This is a genomic window from Desemzia incerta, assembly GCF_900115825.1.
GTDB lineage: Bacteria > Bacillota > Bacilli > Lactobacillales > Carnobacteriaceae > Desemzia > Desemzia incerta.
Map to the genome: position 1 here is coordinate 279309 of NZ_FOXW01000001.1, position 18323 is coordinate 297631.

General features: G+C 39.9%; 17 protein-coding genes and 1 tRNA gene. 15 read left to right on the forward strand and 3 right to left on the reverse strand.

All coding sequences use genetic code 11. From position 1 onward, the window contains the following. The first annotated feature begins 4 nt into the window (after positions 1-4). Both BM137_RS01300 and BM137_RS01305 read left to right on the forward strand, forming a co-directional pair. On the forward strand, positions 5-475 hold the full coding sequence (locus tag BM137_RS01300) for a SprT family protein (RefSeq protein WP_092479342.1): 471 nt from the start codon (positions 5-7) through the stop codon (positions 473-475). Positions 476-568: 93 nt separating this feature from the next. After that, positions 569-1981, forward strand: coding sequence for a glycoside hydrolase family 55 protein (locus BM137_RS01305; protein ID WP_092479343.1), 1413 nt, complete (start codon positions 569-571; stop codon positions 1979-1981). 43 nt (positions 1982-2024) lie between these two features. Here BM137_RS01305 and BM137_RS01310 read toward each other — a convergent pair whose 3' ends face one another. Next, positions 2025-3257, reverse strand: coding sequence for an MFS transporter (locus BM137_RS01310; RefSeq protein ID WP_092479344.1), 1233 nt, complete (start codon positions 3255-3257; stop codon positions 2025-2027). Between the two features lie 501 nt (positions 3258-3758). On the opposite strand from BM137_RS01310, the gene pyrF reads away from it, so the two are divergent. From pyrF to BM137_RS01330, 4 genes are all read left to right on the forward strand, one after another. Further along, positions 3759-4469 (forward strand): orotidine-5'-phosphate decarboxylase, encoded by a 711-nt coding sequence (gene pyrF / locus BM137_RS01315; protein WP_092479606.1) that lies wholly within the window; start codon positions 3759-3761, stop codon positions 4467-4469. A 2-nt stretch (positions 4470-4471) separates the two neighbouring features. Beyond that, positions 4472-5104 (forward strand): orotate phosphoribosyltransferase, encoded by a 633-nt coding sequence (pyrE, locus tag BM137_RS01320; RefSeq protein WP_092479345.1) that lies wholly within the window; start codon positions 4472-4474, stop codon positions 5102-5104. Between the two features lie 66 nt (positions 5105-5170). After that, positions 5171-5254 (forward strand) — tRNA-Leu (locus BM137_RS01325). 205 nt (positions 5255-5459) lie between these two features. Next, entirely contained in the window at positions 5460-6806 is a 1347-nt protein-coding gene (locus BM137_RS01330; RefSeq protein ID WP_092479346.1) for an FAD-dependent oxidoreductase, read from the forward strand. Positions 6807-6865: 59 nt separating this feature from the next. Here the strand turns inward: BM137_RS01330 and BM137_RS01335 are convergent, their stop codons facing one another. Beyond that, positions 6866-7783, reverse strand: coding sequence for an AEC family transporter (locus BM137_RS01335; protein ID WP_092479347.1), 918 nt, complete (start codon positions 7781-7783; stop codon positions 6866-6868). 584 nt (positions 7784-8367) lie between these two features. After that, positions 8368-8526 carry a hypothetical protein gene (locus tag BM137_RS11245; RefSeq protein ID WP_177192457.1) on the reverse strand — a complete coding sequence of 53 codons (159 nt, stop codon included), beginning with the start codon at positions 8524-8526 and terminating at the stop codon, positions 8368-8370. 255 nt (positions 8527-8781) lie between these two features. Here BM137_RS11245 and BM137_RS01340 point away from each other — a divergent pair, with 255 nt between their 5' ends. From BM137_RS01340 to BM137_RS01380, 9 genes are all read left to right on the forward strand, one after another. Next, positions 8782-9723 carry an MsnO8 family LLM class oxidoreductase gene (locus BM137_RS01340; RefSeq protein WP_092479348.1) on the forward strand — a complete coding sequence of 314 codons (942 nt, stop codon included), beginning with the start codon at positions 8782-8784 and terminating at the stop codon, positions 9721-9723. 48 nt (positions 9724-9771) lie between these two features. After that, the gene (gene mgrA, locus BM137_RS01345; RefSeq protein ID WP_092479349.1) at positions 9772-10773 is read left to right on the forward strand and encodes an L-glyceraldehyde 3-phosphate reductase; all 1002 of its coding nucleotides are present in this window, start codon (positions 9772-9774) and stop codon (positions 10771-10773) included. Positions 10774-10842: 69 nt separating this feature from the next. Continuing rightward, positions 10843-11223, forward strand: coding sequence for an SMU1112c/YaeR family gloxylase I-like metalloprotein (gloA2, locus tag BM137_RS01350; protein WP_092479350.1), 381 nt, complete (start codon positions 10843-10845; stop codon positions 11221-11223). A gap of 95 nt (positions 11224-11318) precedes the next feature. Beyond that, a complete protein-coding gene (gloA, locus tag BM137_RS01355) occupies positions 11319-11696 on the forward strand; it encodes a lactoylglutathione lyase (protein WP_092479351.1) in 378 nt (125 codons plus the stop codon). A 131-nt stretch (positions 11697-11827) separates the two neighbouring features. Further along, entirely contained in the window at positions 11828-13435 is a 1608-nt protein-coding gene (locus BM137_RS01360; protein ID WP_177192458.1) for a gamma-glutamyltransferase family protein, read from the forward strand. A 109-nt stretch (positions 13436-13544) separates the two neighbouring features. Then, complete coding sequence (locus BM137_RS01365) at positions 13545-14336, forward strand: arginase family protein (protein ID WP_092479353.1); 792 nt, start codon at positions 13545-13547, stop codon at positions 14334-14336. Between the two features lie 148 nt (positions 14337-14484). Beyond that, entirely contained in the window at positions 14485-16743 is a 2259-nt protein-coding gene (locus BM137_RS01370) for an alpha-galactosidase (protein ID WP_092479354.1), read from the forward strand. Beyond that, entirely contained in the window at positions 16743-17654 is a 912-nt protein-coding gene (locus tag BM137_RS01375; RefSeq protein ID WP_092479355.1) for an ROK family protein, read from the forward strand. Before BM137_RS01370 ends, BM137_RS01375 begins: the two co-directional genes overlap by 1 nt. Beyond that, positions 17635-18267: an SGNH/GDSL hydrolase family protein gene (locus BM137_RS01380; RefSeq protein ID WP_092479356.1), complete on the forward strand. Its 633-nt coding sequence runs from the start codon at positions 17635-17637 to the stop codon at positions 18265-18267. Before BM137_RS01375 ends, BM137_RS01380 begins: the two co-directional genes overlap by 20 nt. Positions 18268-18323 lie beyond the last annotated feature (56 nt).

Below are 18323 nucleotides of genomic sequence, written 5' to 3' on the forward strand. Positions count from 1 at the left end.
ACAAATGAGTGCGGAGGAGTTGCAACAGTTAGTAGAAGAGGTTTCTCTGACTTATTTTAACGCACCTTTTCAACATCAAGCTATTTTTAATCAGCGATTGAAAACAACTGGCGGACGTTACCATTTTGCCACGCACCATTTAGACTTTAATCCCAAGATCTTAGAAGTTTTCGGAGAAGAAGAGTTCTTAGGTGTTGTGAAGCATGAGCTGTGTCATTATCATTTGCATTTGTCTGGTAAAGGGTATCGGCATAGAGACCGTGACTTCAAAGAGTTGTTGAAACAAGTCGGCGGGTCTCGGTTCGTGCAGTCATTGAGGGAACCGAAACCGGAAAAGACCTATTGGATCTATGAATGCAAGAAGTGTCAGCAAAAGTTGTATCGACAAAGAAGGTTTAATACCAGCCGCTACATTTGTGCAAAATGTAAAGGAAGTTTCCAGTTGATGACAACGGAAAAAACAACAGTAGAATAAAAAGTTTAAAGAGGCGAGGCAGATAAAAAGATGCTGCTCGCCTCTTTTGCTACAATAAGGACAATGAGAATGCCCAGAAAGGAAGCGAAGAGTATGGCGGATATCGGTTTGGAAAATGAACGATTGATTATGGAAAAGTTGCCTGAGTATATAGATCCAGTTAAGAAAAAACAAGCTCTTCAAGAAACAGAAAAAATATTTCGCTCATTGGAAGATATGCCTCAACGTTCCAAGAAGTGGCAAGACTTTTTGTATATGCCTTTGCTTACGAAACCTAAAACAGACTACCATTCAGTTGTGCCGGTCACGATTGAGAAAAGCAACCGTGTTCGTCCATACTGGAAAAGCTTGTTGGACCAGGCGCTAAAACCTTTGGATGAATTTGAACTTGTTTCAGTAGCTGATTACGGAGCTGTCGGTGATGGAAAAACGGACTGTACAGAAGCTTTCAAAGCAGCCATCGGCAAAGGGAACCGCAGAGTGTTCGTCCCTGCAGGAGTTTACAGCATACGCGGGTTGAAGCTGCCATCCTATACGGCGTTAATCGGATCCGGAGTCGAGCGTACGATATTAAAACTGGCTGACGGAGCACCGAAGAAAGAAAAACTGATCACAAATCAGAACTATGTTAAAGGAAATCAATGTTTGAAAATTTCTGATCTGACACTGGATTGGAATGTGGAGAGGCTGTCTAAAAACGAGAACACTTCAGCCGGTGGAACGTCTTCAAGCGGTATAACCTTAGCTCATGTGCAATTTGCGTGTATTCAACGTGTGAAAATCATCAATCCCGGATTGCATGGAGTCGATATTACTTCCATTCGATACAACTATTTTGGCGATGGCAGGCGGTCTGTTTTGGGCAGCCGTTTTGTCTGGGTTGATCAGGTCGAAGCTAGCGGATTTGGAGACGATGGTATCACGACGCATCACAGCGATGATGTCTGGATCTCTAATAGTTATTTGCACCACCCGAGTGGAAGAGCGCATGAAAAAGGCTACTCTAACTCTAATGGGATTGAAGTGGATGACGGATCTCAGCATGTGGTTTTATCCAATAATCGCACCGCTTACTGTTTTGGTGGAGTCGAAATCAAAGCGCATGCTACCAGTTCTGCTGCATCAGACACTCAAATCGTTGGACACTACTCAAAACAGGATAACCGAGCCTATAATTTCCGACACATCGGTCATCATCGAGATGAAGATCGATATTCGCAATCTGCTTACAGCATCCGAGCGACTTATTTAGTAGCGGATTCCCCGCAAAAAACAGAGTTGTATGTTGGGTCAGCACCTCGAGCATTAGTTGTTTCAGCGTATCAAAAAGTGGCTGTTCATCATTTTGTTGCGATAGAAACCAGCCTTGAAAAAGATCCGATAGCCGTTTCAGTTCAGTATCGAGCTAATCAAGTTCGATTGAAGAATGTGCAGTTAAAAGGATACGAACGAGCTGGAAATCCAATCAGAATTGCTAGAACAACTGAGAACATAAAAATCGAATAAAAAAAGATTCCCTTTTGAATGAAGGGAATCTTTTTTATTGAGATTAAGCTTTAACAGGTTTAGTGGCAATTGATTTGTAGGCTTCAGGTTTAAGACCAGGAATCGTCAGCATAATCGTGAAGCTTGCGAGATATAAAACGGAGAGGAATCCCATAACGATCACTAAGCTGTAATTGTCCATCAGAAAACCAATTACAAGTGAAGAGAATCCGCCGATTGCTCGACCTACATTCAGCACTGCATTGTTGGCAATGGAGTGGATGCGAGCGGGGTAAAGCTGACTCACGATAGCGCCATACCCTGGAAACATCCCATTCACGAAGAATCCTACGAATGCTCCGCCGAATAAAAGGGTCAGTTGGCTGTTTGCATAAACGAATAAGAATACCGATGCTGCTGAGATCAAAAGGAAAACGGCGAAGATATTACGCGGACCAAATTTGTCCAGCAAACGGCCGAACGTCAGCATCCCAGCACACATTCCGGCGATTGTAACGACCATCCATAATGACGATCCGGTAACAGTCAAACCGATTTGCTGCTGCAAAATGGAAGGCAGCCAGTTCATTAATCCGAAGTAACCGGCGATTTGGACGGTTGTCATAAACATTAGTGAAAGAGTGGTGCGTGTTAATTCTTTAGTTTTAAACAATTCTTTTAGAGAAGGTTTTTCTTTATTGATCTCTTCAGTAGACGCCATCAGTTCAAACTCTCCGTCTAGTGAAGTGTGCAGCCAAATGACAAGTAGGATAGGAATCAAACCGAATAAGAATAAGGCTCTCCAACCGAACAGCGGAATCATGGCACCTGCTAATAAAGCTGCAGCGATGGAACCAATTTGCCCAGCGACTCCGTTCCAAGATGACATCACGCCTAATTTTTCTGGAGGGGAGACTTTAGCGATGATACTAATGGCGATCCCGTATTCTCCACCAGCTCCGATTCCTGCGATGAAGCGAAGAAGACAAACCCAGAAGAACGAATCAGCAAAAAACAAAGCGGCGGTAGCGAGTGAAAAAATGATGATGGACCATTTGAACAACTTCAGGTTGCCTCTGCGATCGGCTAAAACTCCGAATACCAAACCGCCAAGCAGCATACCGAGGTTGGTGATGGTAGAAATAAACCCTCCTTGCGTCCCTGTAATACCAAGATCTGTGATGATAGAAGACAAAGCGAATGACAAAAACATGACATTCAAATCGTCCATCCCAGAACCGGCTAAGGCAGCAAAGAGGGCTTTCTGTTTATTTTTGGGCATAGTTGTACTAGCCATAACGACATCTCTCCTTAAAATGGATGCTCTCTGTCATCCTTTATTTTAGTTCCAACACAGTATAGCCATTATTTTTTGATCTGGCAAGTATTTTTTTTGCATTGACATCTGCAAATCGATTCGCTAAGATTAGACACAATGAAAATAAATGATTTCCTTAATTGAGTCCTGTGAGGCTGAAAGGAAGTGCGGAAAAGTACGAATATCCTAGCGCTCCTATGCCCTTTTTTACATGCAGGAGCGCTTTTTTTGCTGCAAAAACGTATTTTTAACCTTAGCAGATGAGTTTATCGGCCGTCAGCATCCCTGCATGGTGCTTCATGGAAGTAATTTCTTGATAACTCAGCCATGAGCGACAATTCAGACCGACTCATGGCGGAAAGTGAACAGGAATTCAGCCATAAGGATCCACTTTCAGTCCTTCATGGCCAATAATTTTATTTTTCAAGCATTCAAAAGAGTTTTACCAACAAATCAACTGACCATGGAGGCTAGAACGTGCTGACAACAAAACCTATTATCGCATTAGATGTTTCTTCAAAAGAAGAGGCAACAGATTTTTTGAAAAAATTTGATCAAGAATCATTGTGTCTAAAAGTCGGGATGGAACTTTACTACAGCGAAGGTCCGCAACTGATTCGAGAACTGAAAGCAGCAGGTCACCAATTATTTTTGGATTTAAAGTTACATGATATCCCAAATACGGTTTACAGTGCTATGAAAGTACTGGCTAAGTTGGAAGTAGATATGGTCAATGTGCATGCGGCTGGCGGAAAAGAAATGATGGCAGCTGCATTAAAAGGGCTGGAAGAAGGAGCTCCAGCAGGGAAAAACAGACCGCTATTGATTGCTGTGACGCAATTGACTTCTACGACAGAACACCAAATGCAAGAAGAACAGCTGATTGAAAAAACGCTGGATGACAGTGTAGCTCACTATGCAAAATTAGCTGAAGAAGCAGGGTTGGATGGTGTAGTCTGTTCTGCATTTGAAGTCCCAAAAATTCATGAAGCTACCACAAAGTCGTTTTTATGTGTCACTCCAGGAATCAGACCTGAAGGAGACAAAGTGGGTGATCAAAAACGAGTTGCGACGCCAGAATTTGCCCATAAAGCAGGTGCGTCCCACATCGTTATAGGACGTCCAATCACAAAAGCAACGGATCCAGTAACAGCTTATACAAACATTACACAACAATGGAGAGGGGAATAACTATGGAACAAGCCGAAAAAATTGCAGGTTTACTACTAGAATGCGAGGCTGTCAGTTTGAATCCGAAAGAGCCTTACACTTGGGCCAGCGGTATCAAAAGCCCTATCTATTGTGATAACCGAATCACGATGAGCTATCCAGCTGTACGTAAAGAAATTGCTAAGGGATTAGCGGATATCATTCGAAAGTTCTACCCAGAAACAGAAGTCATCGCAGGAACGGCAACAGCAGGGATTCCTCATGCAGCTTGGGTAGCAGAAGAGTTGGATTTGCCTATGATCTATATCCGCAGCAAAGCCAAAGGACATGGTAAACAAAATCAAATCGAAGGACGTTTAACCGAGGGGCAAAAAGTAGTGTGTATCGAAGATTTGATTTCAACAGGCGGAAGTGTGATCGATGCAGCATCTGCTGTCCAACAAGCAGGAGGCGCGGTATTAGGATGTGCAGCGATCTTTAGTTATCAGCTGGATGCAGCAATGGATAATTTCCAAGAAGCTGATTTACCGATATATACATTATCGAATTACTCTGCCTTGATCAAAGCAGCCGTTGAAAAAGGGATTATCAAATCTGAAGACAAAATGTTGTTGAACGAATGGCGAGATGATCCAGCTGAATGGGGAAGAGCTTAAAAAACGTTTATCAGGATGCCTTTACAATTTTTTGCAACACTGGTAAAATAATCAGTGTTGTGACATGCGGTTGTGGCGGAATGGTAGACGCGCTGGCTTGAGGGGCCAGTGGGAGAATCTCCCGTGGAAGTTCGACTCTTCTCAGCCGCATATATATACGAAACTGATAGGTCCTATTAATTAGTCTAATAGCTAATTAAAGGGGCTTTTTTTGTTTATATATCAAGGTTTAATTCGTTTATTTTTAATTTTCCACTAATAATTTTATCATTTTATATGCATATCATTTTATAAAAATTCAGATTAGTGATATGGTACACTTTGTAATAAAAAATTATTATTGGGGGCATTTTAAATGAAAGTTATTGTCGTAGGAACATCACATGCTGGTTATGAAGCCATTCAGACATTGATAAAAGAACAACCAGACGCTGAATTGCATTTGTACGAACGTGGAGACACAGCATCGTTCTTGTCTTGTGGAATCCAAAGTTATTTAGAAGGGATCGCAGAATCTCTTGATAGCTTACACTATGCAACAGAAGATTCATATATCGAGCAAAACGTTAACGTACATATGAATAGTGATGTTGTTGGGATCAATCCAGAAGCTAAAACGATTACGGTAAAAACAACCGATGGAGAAACTGAAGAAAGTTATGACAAATTGATCATCTCTCCAGGTGCAATGCCAGTTCGTATTCCTATTCCTGGTACTGACTTAGACAATATTTTCTACGTACGTGGCCGTAACTGGGCTGAAAAAGTTAAAAACCGCATGAATCACTCGAAAAAAGCTGTTGTTGTAGGTGGAGGATACATTGGTATTGAGGTTGCTGAAGCCTTTACTAAAGCAGGTATCGAAACAACGGTCATTGATTCTCTTGATCGAGTATTGAACACTTATTTAGATAAAGAATTTGTAGATGTATTAAACGAAAATATGGAACAAAATGGATTGACTGTCCGTACAAGTGAAATGGTTAAAGAAGTTATTGGAGAAAACGGAACTGTTACTAAAGTCATTACAGATAAAGGTGAATACGAAGCAGATACAGTAATTATGGCTGTAGGTGTTCGTCCAAATACAAAATGGTTGCAAGGCATCGTTGAATTGAATCAAGACGGAACAGTAGTAGTTGACGAGTATTTAGAAACGTCTGCAAAAGACATCTATGCAATGGGAGACGCGACTAAGATTCCATTTGCTCCAAACCATGGTTCCAAATTGATTGCTTTAGCTTCAAACGCTCGTCGCCAAGGTGTGATTGCAGCTAAGAACATTATGGAGAAAAAAGTTAAAATGCCGGAAGTTTCTGGAACGTCAGGATTAACGTTGTTTGATTACAAGTTAGCTTCTACAGGTGTAAAAGATATTGATCAAGATTCAATTGGCGCTGAAGTAGAAAGTACATTCGTAGTAGAAAACATTCGTCCTACATTTATCGATGACGAAAAAGTAATGATGAAGATTCACTTCGAAAAAGAAAGTCACCGTATCGTAGGGGCACAATTGATGTCGACTTACGATGTGACAGCTTCAATCAATGTGATTTCTGTAGCGATTTCTTCTGGCTGGACATTAGAGCAATTAGCGTTTGCTGATTTCTTCTTCCAACCAGGATTCAACCGTCCATGGAACTACTTGAACGTTTTAGCGCAAAAAGCTTTAGACGGTAACTTTGATAACGAGAAACTGTAAAAATAAATACAAAAATAGCGTTAAACTGATTTGAATCAGTTTAACGCTATTTTCTATACTCAAGAAAACAACATATTCGAAATCGTTAATGTTATAGGAAGAGTGATAATCGAAAGCAGCGTGGATAAAACAACGATTCTAGCCCCGTACTCATAATTCCCGCCATAAATTTGAGAAAAGAGAGCAGTATTGATGGCTGAAGGTGCAGCAGAAGCAATCGTCAGAACCATTAAAATCAAATAATTATCGATTGGCAATATCCATAATATAAACATTCCTACTAAAGGGTAAAGGATCAATCTCAAGAACGTGGTCCAATAAGCCGCTTTTGAATTGAAGATATCAATCAGATTGCTCTTAGCGATGTAACTACCTAATAAAATCATGGCTAAAGGAGTATTTAGTGAACTTAAATCATTAAACGCTTCTGATAAAACGAAAGGCAAAGGGATTTGAGTCAGATAGAAAAATAAGCCGACATACAACCCGATAAAAGCTGGGTTAAGCAAAGCATTTTTTAACTGCACCATTCGTTTATCTCCAGTAACGGTATAGATACCATAAGTCCATTGAAAAGTAATGGAAACTACCATAAAACCAGTCATAAAGAAGACACCTTCATAACCCAAAACAGACATCACCAAAGGAATTCCCATGAAGTTTGAATTGGAAAAAGTAGCAGCAAATTTATCGATCCGTTGTTCTTTTTTTAACAAGAAATGATTTAAAAAAGCTCTTGAAGAGAGCAACAGGAAAGATACACCCATTGTCATTATCAACAAACCCATTTGGTTAGATTCAAAATCTTGTGTAAATGCATTGATCAAAATGATAGGCGTTATGTACTTAGTCAGCATATTAGCAATTTGCTGAGTACCATCATCATTTAAAATATTTTTTTTCATTAAAAAATAGCCAAAAAAGATCAGCAGAAACATAATGCTCATTTGTCCAACAATAATAGCGGAAATATTCATCTAATTAAAATTCCTTTCTTAATCTGAAATAAAACACTATTAGTACTAGTATACGGGTCATTGGCAAAATAAAAAAGGGAATTCATTTATTTATCTGGCTTAGAAAATAGTATAAAAGAAGAACAGAACAAGTATTGGTTTTGAAAAGTATTTATAGCTGTGAGGCATAAAATATTTTATTTGATGCATTAAAAAAGACTGTCTAACTGTACAAGAAATAAAAGAAGAGCAGAATAATAATCTGCTCTTCTGGTTAGTTTATTGAATTCAATTTCCTATGTTACCAATCTTTCAGCTGTTAACGTACAGCCAGACGAGATAGTTGGATCACCTTAACCTTTCTTTTTGGAGTAGAAACTCAAAAGATTAATGACAGTCCCCTCCTTTTGATTAAGTAGAGTGAATAATAATCCGCCAAAGGTTATGGAGTTGGGTTTGGAGGTTTATTACGTCTAGCCAATGAATCCAATAACATAGATGAGATAAGTTCAGTAAAAGGATGCGCTTGGTTGACCATTTGACCACTCCTTTATTCTATGTTTATAAAAAAACAGCCTCTAGCACAAGGCTAAAGACTGTTTCATTTATCTAAGGTTATTGTATCGTCTGTCTACAGAGTCACGGGCTTGTACGCGTACGCGAACAGCTTTTCTTTTTAACATAGAAAAGTGAGCACGCAGGAAAAGTGCTGAGGTTACAAACATCATGAATCCTGAACTGAAAATCAATGTTTCTGTGTTCATATTTCTCATCCTCTCTCCTAAAAATCCTTCGGTCCTGCTGCACTTAAAGTAAAAACCATTTACTTTTATTACACCTTCATTATCTCTTATTCATCGGAATACTTCAACAAAAACACTCACTTTCTTTTTTTAAATTAAAAGCATAGGCGATAAGTTGTATTAAGCAGCTCAAAACAGAAAAGTTTCTTAAAAAATATGTAAACGGATTCTTTAATGGTATAATGAAAAAGAATTCTAGTATGATGGGGTGTTCATATGAAATATAGTGTATTAGATTTTTCTTCTCAAGAAACGACTGTTTCAGCAAAGAGAAATCTCAATGAAAGAATCAAATTAGCCAGATTGACAGAATCTATGAATTACCATCGTTTTTGGATCTCGGAAAATGAAGCCAATTCAGTACTGGTTGGAAGTACGCCAGAGTTGATCATGGCTCATTTGGCATTAGCCACAGATGAAATACGGATTGGATCTGCAGGTATCATGCTGCCTTACTATAGTGGAGAAAAGATTGCGGACACTTTTAAAACAATGGATGTGGTCAGGAACAATCGAATTGATGTAGGTGTGGGGCAAGCTGCTGGAAAAAATTGGTTTTCAAAAAAGCTGAATGAAGATCCAACTGACTATCATGTGTTTGAAAGAGAAATGAAAGAGGTACAGCATTTGCTGGAAAAAACGAATCATATGAAAGCCGAAAATGCGTACAGTTCTTTAATGAAAAACGGAAACCCCAAAATTTTTATCATCAACAGCAATGCAAGGAATACCTCCATCACAGCTGAAATAGGGGCAGGTTTTTTCGCACCATATTATTTGAATTCATCCGAAGAATTAAAGGATGCAATCCGCTATTATCAAGAACATTTTGTCCAATCTAATATATTGGAAAAGGCCCACGTTATGCTGGGTGTTTTTGTCGCTATTGGCAGTGCACCGCAAGAAATCGAACAGTTAAAGAGCGATTTCAATCAGTGGGACGAATTGCAGCAGGCATCTGATAGAGAAAGAGACCCAAATCGTGCTATTATTGGGACTGGGAAAGAAGTGGTGGAACGAGTCAGTGAGTTAGCTAAAGACTATTTGGCTGATGAAGTCATGCTGATCCCCAATATAGAGAACAATCAAAAAAGAGCCGGAACGATTCAATCGTTTGCAGAAGCGTTAGCGGAACATAGAAGAGCTCTTTTTGGATAAATAAGTTATTGTTTATTAAATAATAAAGAAGATTGAAGGAGAGATAGGATGAGTTACCAAGCAGCAGAAAATCGTTACGATAAAATGATCTATAATCGAGTAGGAAAAAGCGGGCTGAAATTGCCGGCTGTTTCGCTAGGAATGTGGCACAACTTTGGAGACGTAGATTTATTTGATAAAAGCCGAGCTATTGTCACGAGAGCATTTGACTTAGGAATCACTCATTTTGACTTGGCAAATAACTACGGTCCTCCAGCCGGAAGCGCTGAAGAAAACTTCGGCAGAATTTTTGAAAAAGATTTAAAACCGTATCGTGATGAACTGATTATTTCCAGTAAAGCCGGGTATTACATGTGGCCAGGTCCTTATGGAGAGTTCGGATCGAAAAAGAACTTAACGGCCAGCATTGACCAAAGCCTGAACCGTATGGGATTGGATTATGTAGATATCTTTTATTCTCATAGACCAGATGTCAATACACCATTTGAAGAGACTGCTCAAGCATTGGATTTGATGGTGCGCCAAGGAAAAGCTTTGTATATTGGGATCTCTAATTACTCTGCAGAACAAACTGCTGAAATCAGCGCTATCTTTAAAGAACTGAAAACACCATTCATTATCCACCAACCTTCTTACAGTATGTTCAATCGTTGGATTGAAGACGGATTGCAAGATGTCTTGAGTGAGAATGGAACAGGAACGATTGCTTACAGTCCATTAGCACAAGGATTGTTAACAGACCGTTATCTAGATGGAATCCCAGAAGATTCACGAGCTGGACGTTCTTCAAGTCCGTTTTTACAAGAAGACCAAGTTCATGAAAATATTGCAAAATCGAGAGCGTTAAATGAAATTGCCAAACGACGTGGACAATCATTAGCTCAAATGGCTGTAGCTTGGATCTTGCGCGACCAAAAAGTTACCAGTGTATTAATAGGTGCAAGTCGTGTTGCTCAATTGGAAGACAACGTAAAAGCCTTGGACAACATTCATTTCACAGCTGAAGAGTTGAATGAAATTGATGCTATTTTAAACGAGTCGAAAAAATAAAGTTCTACCAATTAGTCTCTTCATTCAATATACTGAATGAAGAGACTTTTTATTGCAGGAGGAAATCAAATGAACTTAAAACACATTCACCATGTCGCTATTATTGCGTCCGATTATGAAAAATCGAAACATTTTTATACTGAGCTGTTAGGATTGGAAATCATCCGTGAGAATTATCGTGAAGAAAGAGATTCATACAAGCTGGATTTGAAAATCGGAGACAGCGAGATCGAACTGTTTTCTTTTCCAAATCCCCCAAAAAGACAAAGCGGACCAGAATCTGTCGGATTAAGACACTTGTGTTTTTACGCAGATGACATTGAAGAAACCGTAAAAGAATTGAATCAAAAGGGAATCGAAACCGAACCGATTCGAATCGATGAATTTACGGGCGGCAAGTATACCTTTTTTAAAGATCCAGACGGTTTACCGTTGGAATTGCATGAGTAAATTTTCAAAGTTAAACGAACATTTTTGAAAGTTTTAATGAGTTAGGTTAAAATAAAACAGGTAAGGGCAATTTATTCGAGAAGGAGAAGGATGCTATGAGTACAAAAATGATCCATACGTGCTATCGAGTACAAGATTTAGAAAAATCAGTTGAGTTCTATACAGAAATTTTAGGGATGAAAGAAGTTCGTCGTTTAGACTACCCTGATTTCAAATTTACTTTAGTTTATTTAGCCTTTGAAGAAGGCGGCTACGAATTGGAATTGACTTACAACTACAGCGCCGAAAAATATGACCTAGGAAATGGTTATGGACACATCGCTATAGGTGTAGATGACTTAAATGCAGTTCATGAAGAATACAAAGGCAAAAACTGTGATATTACAGATATCAAAGGTCTTTCTGATGGAGCAGCTACTTATTTCTTCATCATGGATCCAGACGGCTACAAAATCGAAGTTGTACAAAACTAATCCATCCCCTATGTAATAGGGATGGTTAAACACCAGATTCATTAAAGACTGATACAAATGGTCTTTAATGAATCTATCTTTTTATTTAACGAAATAACCTAACGACTGCATAAACTATCAGGGGGAATTTGATGAAATATGATGCTGGGACTTTCCATTATTCATCTAGAAGAGAATTGGTTTACGGAAAAAAAGGGATGATTTCTACGACACACCCGCTAGCTTCACAAGCTGGACTGGAAGTGTTGAAAAAAGGCGGCAATGCAATTGATGCGATCGTGGCTGCTGCAGCGGCACTAACCGTTGTTGAACCATCTGCGAACGGAATCGGGGGCGACAGCTTTGCGATCATTTGGTACAAAGGTGAAATGTATGGTCTTAATTCAAGCGGTGCTGCTCCTGAACTGATGAAACGAGAAGCCTTCCAGCAAAAAGGAACAGAGATTCCGCGATATGGACTAGAACCGGTAACTGTTCCAGGAGTGCCTAAGGGATGGGCATCACTGGTCAATAGGTTCGGACGACTAGCGCTCAGTGAAGTGATGGAACCTGCAGCCGTCATTGCAGAAGAAGGACATCCAGTAACCAGTAAGATAGCAGAAGCTTGGGAAAGAACGTTTCACATTTTTTCCAAGCAATTGAAAGACTATCCGGTGCTTCAAACGTGGTTCGACACTTTTTGTCCAGACGGAAAACCTCTTCAAGCAGGAGATATGTGGTTTTCAAAAGGGCATGCAAAAACGTTGCGTGAGATTGGAGCTACAGATGCAGAAGCTTTTTACACGGGCTGGATTGCTGATGAAATCGATGCTTTTTCCAAAAAATATGATGGCTACATACGAAAAAAAGATTTAGAGCAACACCAACTCGAATGGATCACACCTCTTTCAACTGCATATAAAGGATACGATATATGGGAAATGCCGCCAAACGGACAAGGGATAATCGTGTTGATGGCATTGAATATCTTAGAAGAGTTGACATTGAAAGACAAGGAAAGTCCAGACACTTACCACAAGCAAATCGAAGCCATCAAGTTAGCTTTCAGTGATGGATTGCAGTATATTTCTGATCCACGTTCGATGAAAGCAAAAATAGAAGACATGCTGTCCAAGGAATATGCTGCTAATAGAGCCGGACTAATCACGGAGCAAGCTCTTTCACCTGAACCTGGAAAATTCGACAACCCAGGAACGGTCTATTTGGCTGCTGCGGATGGGGAAGGAAACATGGTCTCCTATATCCAAAGCAACTATGCTGGATTTGGTTCTGGATCAGTGGTTCCTGGGCTTGGAATCAGTCTGCACAATCGAGGCAATCAATTTTCGTTAGATGAAAACCATCCAAATGTATTGGTCCCAGGCAAGAGACCTTTTCATACGATCATTCCGGGATTTATCACTCAAAATGGAAAGCCGATCGGACCATTCGGTGTTATGGGTGGAGGAATGCAGCCTCAAGCGCACCTTCAAGTTTTGAGCAGTATGATCGATTTTCAATTGAATCCACAAGATGCTTTAGATGCTCCTCGCTGGCAATGGTTGGAAGGCAAAAAGGTTCTTGTTGAGCCGCAATTTCCTTACCCCATCATTCAAGACTTGATAAAAAGAGGACATGAGGTACAAATTGCTGCAAGTCCTTTGTCTTTCGGGAGAGGGCAAATCATTTTGCAGCAGGAAAACGGAGTCCTCGTTGGAGGCACTGAGCCGAGAGCGGATGGACATATAGCAGTCTGGTAAAATAGAAAGAACAATAGAAAAATATTTTTCTATTGTTCTTTTTTTGACGCTCTTTTTTGATTAAAATAAAGGGAAGGAATAAAAATGACGAAATGCAGGTGATTAGAACATGGGGATTACGTTAGTGAATGTCAAACATCAAGATGTTCTTCAGAATCTTTATGAAGGATTGTATCATCAGTTAGTAGATATCAGTGATTTACCGGGCATCAATACGATTTGTGCAAAAGAAACTGTGGAGACGATACGAAACCGATTTGATATTATCAGCCGCTCTGCAATTCATTTTTTAGGAAATGGAAATTTTCACTATTTGACACTTCCTCTGCTGCAAAAGTATAAACACCCTTTTTCGCTCATTGTATTTGATCATCACAATGATGCTGGAAAGTTGGACTATGAAGGGTTCACCAGTTGCGGTTCCTGGATAAATGAAGTGGTAAAATTGGTTCCTGCAGTCAAAAAAGTTTTCCTTGTAGGCTGCGGGGAAGAAAACGACAAGGAAATGAGTCAAGAGATAACAGAAAAAATCATCATTATTCCAGAAAGAGAACTAAATCCTTTGAAATTGTATCAAGTGTCTAAAATGATTCCGACAAAAGACATTTATTTTAGTGTTGATCGAGATGTTTTAACACCTAAAGAAGTACAGACCAATTGGGATCAAGGAAATGTGTCAACTGAAGAACTAATCGATTACATCAAGATTCTGTCAAATGATCATGCGTTAATTGGTGCCGATATTTGCGGAGATTTGGACTGGGATTACAATATGAGTAAAGAATATAAAAAAATTCCAGCTCGAGAACAAGCCTATCACGTTAATAGACAGTTGTTTGAAACGTTCGAAACGATATTGAAGAAAACAGAAACTTTTCCTTCAGAACAACAAATCGTTTAATTAGTATATACAAATGGTGTGAAAAACCTATCTTTGAATAAAAAATTATGTATAATATAATTTGTGCACTACTAATATTCACTACAAAAATGAAAGCGATTTAAAACTTGTTGTATCATCAAATGAAGGAAAAGCGAGGTATTTTTTAATGGAAAAAATGCAGTTGATCCACATCAATGAAGAAGCCAAGGAATTTCATTTAAGCAACGGTCAAGTGAGTTATATTTTTAGAGTAGAACCTAAAATCAAACAGCTAGAGCAATTTTTTTTTGGTAAGAGCATCAAACACAGAGAATCGTTTTCTTATTTAGTCGAACGGGAAAATCGTCCGGCGAATAATTTATATGAAGGTGATCACACCTCAGCTCTTGAGCACATTAAACAAGAATATCCTGGGTTTGGGACCACAGATTTCAGGTATCCGGCTCATCAAGTAAAATGGCCAATAGGAGACCGGGTGACCCACTTGGAATATTCTTCTCACAAAGTAAGGAAAGGAAAGCCGGTTTTAGAAGGCTTGCCAGCTACATACACTGAAAACGATACAGAAGCAGAGACATTGACAATAACGTTGAAAGACGCCTATTCTGAGTTAGAAGTCTATTTAAACTACACGATTTTTGCAGCATTGCCTGTAATCACTCGCAGCACTTGTTTTGTGAATCAAGGTTCAGAAACTATTGAGTTGGAGAATGTCATGAGTGCGAGTGTCGATTTGCCGGATGCCAACTATGATTTGCTTCATTTGAATGGAGCTTGGGCAAGAGAAACCCATGTGGAACGTAAGGCTCTTCATACAGGTCTGCAATCAGTCTCTAGTGCCAGAGGAGCAAGCAGTCATGCTCATAATCCGTTCATGGCGTTAGTCCGTCCAGACAGCACAGAAACGGTTGGAGAAGTCTATGGTTTTAGTTTAGTTTACAGCGGAAACTTTTCTGCACAAGTAGAAGTTGATACGTATCATGTGACGAGAGCAATGATTGGAATCAATCCGTTCCGCTTCAATTGGCAGTTGGATCCCAACGCTTCTTTCCAAACTCCTGAAGCTGTCATGGTCTATTCGGATAAAGGGCTGAACGGAATGAGTCAGGCTTTTCACGAATTGTATCGCACTCGATTAGCCAGAGGTGTGTGGAGAGACAAGGAACGCCCAGTACTGATCAACAATTGGGAAGCGACTTATTTTGATTTTAATGAAAACAAAATCCTGGAAATTGCAGAAAATGCTGCTGAATTAGGAGTAGAGTTGTTTGTATTAGATGACGGCTGGTTTAATAAGCGGAATGATGATTCAACTTCTCTAGGAGATTGGTTTGAAGACGAGTCGAAGTTGCCTAATGGGATCAAAGGATTGTCAGAAAAAATCCATCAATTAGGATTGAAGTTCGGGTTATGGTTTGAGCCTGAGATGGTCAATAAAGACACAACACTTTATGAACAACACCCAGACTGGATCATCCAAGTGCCTGGGAAAAATGTTTCTCATGGACGAAATCAATTTGTATTGGATTTTTCTCGTCCAGAAGTGGTAGATAATTTGTTCCAGCAAATGGACACGATCATTGAAGGTTCTCAAATCGACTACATCAAGTGGGATATGAACCGCTATATTTCAGAAGCCTTCTCCATCAGTTTGCCTGCGGATAGACAAGAAGAGCTTTATCACCGCTATATCTTAGGTGTTTATGATTTATATGAACGATTGATCGCCAAGTATCCAGAGATTCTGTTTGAATCTTGTGCGGGCGGCGGAGCGCGTAATGACCCTGGAATGTTGTATTATGCACCTCAAGCTTGGGCGAGCGACGATACAGATGCAGTGGAACGATTGAAGATTCAATATGGAACGTCGATGGTTTATCCGATCTCCAGTATTGGAAGTCATGTTTCAGCAGTTCCTAATCATCAAGTAGGGCGTATGACCTCAATGGATATGCGTTCTCATGTGGCTTATTTTGGGACATTTGGTTATGAGTTGGATATTACAATGCTCAGCCACGAAGAAACAGAATCGATTCAGCAGCATATTCAGTTCTTTAAAAAACACCGCAAGTTGATCCAACAGGGAGATTTTTATCGTTTGAAATCACCGTTTGAAGGAAACCATACGGCTTGGATGATCGTTTCAAGAGATCAAGCTGAAGCTGTTGTAGGGTTTTATCAAGTTTTAGGGACACCTAATCCAGCCTATGAACGGTTGGTATTAACTGGACTAGATCCTGAAAAACGTTACGCTGTTCATCCTATGCAGCAAGAACGTTACGGAGATGACTTGATGGCTGCTGGGTTGATTTTTGCGGATGATGTGACGACTGATCGAGGCAAAGAATGGACTTTTAATCGTCACGGGGATTTTACGAGCAATATTTTCTATTTGACCAGTAAAAATGATTCGGAGGGAAACTGATGGGATTAGCAGTATTTGATATTGGAGGCACATCTGTGAAATATGCCTTCTGGCAAGAAGACGATTTGATTGATAAAGGCAGTTTCCCTTCTCCAACAACATGGGTTGGCATGAAACAAGAGTTGAGAAGAGTGAAGGAAAAGTATGCAGAACAATATGTGGTAGAGGGAGTAGCAATCAGTTCTCCTGGTGCGGTCAATCAGGCTGCTAGAGTGGTTGAAGGAGCTAGTGCATTGCCTTATCTGCATCATTTTCCAATCTACGATGAATTGGAAGAAATGTTTGGATGTAAAGTGGCTTTGGAGAATGATGCGAATTGCGCTGCTTTGGCTGAAGTATGGAAAGGTTCGGCTAAAGGATTGGACAATGTATTGATGGTCGTTGTCGGCACAGGAATCGGCGGTTCTGTGATCATCAATGGTGAAGTGCAGCACGGAGCTCATTTATTCGGCGGTGAGTTTGGATTTATGCTCTTAAATGAAACGCAAACGTTCAGCCAATTGGGAACGGCCGTAAAAATGGCGCAACGTTATTGCGAGCGTAAAGGGTATCCTATAGGGACTGTGAACGGGGAAGAGGTTTTCCGATTAGCAGAAACAGGAGATGACATAGCTGCAGAAGAAGCAGAAGTCTTTTATCAGTCTTTGGCACGCGGCATTTACAATTTACAATACAGCTATGATCCGGATTTGATCTTGCTTGGCGGAGGCGTATCCAATAAGCCTGATATTTTAGAACAATTGGAGAAACGCTTCGAACTTATTTTGAAACAAGTGGGTATTGCTCCATTTGTTCCTAAAGTAGAAACATGTTATTTTAAAAGTGAAGCCAATTTGATTGGGGCTGTCTATAATTATATGCAGCAAAGTAATAAAATCAGGGGGACCGAGAATGAAACTATTGCAAAATGACAAAATATTGTTTTATGGAGACAGCATCACAGATGTAGGAAGGAACCGCGATGAATATGGTAATTTAGGTCAAGGGTATGCACTAATGATCGCTGGTAAGCTGCAGGCCAAATATCCTGAGTTGAACTTAACGTGTTTAAATCGGGGCATCGGTGGAGATAAAATAGCTGATTTGAAGAACCGATTGGATGAAGACTGTATTGCATTGGAGCCCACAATAGTGTCTATTTTAATCGGGATTAACGATACTTGGCATATTGAAAATTCTCCAGCACTAGGGTCAAAAGAAGTAATGGTTCAATTTGAACAAGACTACCGTGAGGTTCTGAAACGCATTAAAGAAGAAACGACTGCACGCATCGTTTTGATGGAACCTTATGTCTTACCGTATCCGGAAGATCGTACAAAATGGAGAGTTGATTTAGACCAACGTATCCAGATCATCCGCAAATTAGCGAAAGAATTCCAGACAGAATTTATAGCGCTGGATGGACCATTAAATGCATACGGCATCAAACACAGCTTCCAATATTTAACTGGAGAAGATGGTGTGCACCCAACTGTGGCAGGACATGGATTGATTGCTGAAAAATGGTTGGAAATTTTAGAATAAGAAGATACAAAAAAGCGGCCGAGAGAATTCTCTCAGCCGCTTTTTTCCTAGGCTAG

Coding starts and splice junctions, on each gene's coding strand:
- BM137_RS01340 (WP_092479348.1), top strand. CDS start 8,782: ATGAAATATAGTGTATTAGATTTTTCTTCTCAAGAAACGACTGTTTCA.
- BM137_RS01335 (WP_092479347.1), bottom strand. CDS start 7,783: ATGAATATTTCCGCTATTATTGTTGGACAAATGAGCATTATGTTTCTG.
- pyrE (WP_092479345.1), top strand. CDS start 4,472: ATGGAACAAGCCGAAAAAATTGCAGGTTTACTACTAGAATGCGAGGCT.
- BM137_RS01330 (WP_092479346.1), top strand. CDS start 5,460: ATGAAAGTTATTGTCGTAGGAACATCACATGCTGGTTATGAAGCCATT.
- BM137_RS01375 (WP_092479355.1), top strand. CDS start 16,743: ATGGGATTAGCAGTATTTGATATTGGAGGCACATCTGTGAAATATGCC.
- BM137_RS01310 (WP_092479344.1), bottom strand. CDS start 3,257: ATGGCTAGTACAACTATGCCCAAAAATAAACAGAAAGCCCTCTTTGCT.
- BM137_RS01370 (WP_092479354.1), top strand. CDS start 14,485: ATGGAAAAAATGCAGTTGATCCACATCAATGAAGAAGCCAAGGAATTT.
- BM137_RS01305 (WP_092479343.1), top strand. CDS start 569: ATGGCGGATATCGGTTTGGAAAATGAACGATTGATTATGGAAAAGTTG.
- BM137_RS01300 (WP_092479342.1), top strand. CDS start 5: ATGAGTGCGGAGGAGTTGCAACAGTTAGTAGAAGAGGTTTCTCTGACT.
- mgrA (WP_092479349.1), top strand. CDS start 9,772: ATGAGTTACCAAGCAGCAGAAAATCGTTACGATAAAATGATCTATAAT.
- gloA (WP_092479351.1), top strand. CDS start 11,319: ATGAGTACAAAAATGATCCATACGTGCTATCGAGTACAAGATTTAGAA.
- BM137_RS01360 (WP_177192458.1), top strand. CDS start 11,828: ATGAAATATGATGCTGGGACTTTCCATTATTCATCTAGAAGAGAATTG.
- BM137_RS11245 (WP_177192457.1), bottom strand. CDS start 8,526: ATGAACACAGAAACATTGATTTTCAGTTCAGGATTCATGATGTTTGTA.
- gloA2 (WP_092479350.1), top strand. CDS start 10,843: ATGAACTTAAAACACATTCACCATGTCGCTATTATTGCGTCCGATTAT.
- BM137_RS01365 (WP_092479353.1), top strand. CDS start 13,545: ATGGGGATTACGTTAGTGAATGTCAAACATCAAGATGTTCTTCAGAAT.
- BM137_RS01380 (WP_092479356.1), top strand. CDS start 17,635: ATGAAACTATTGCAAAATGACAAAATATTGTTTTATGGAGACAGCATC.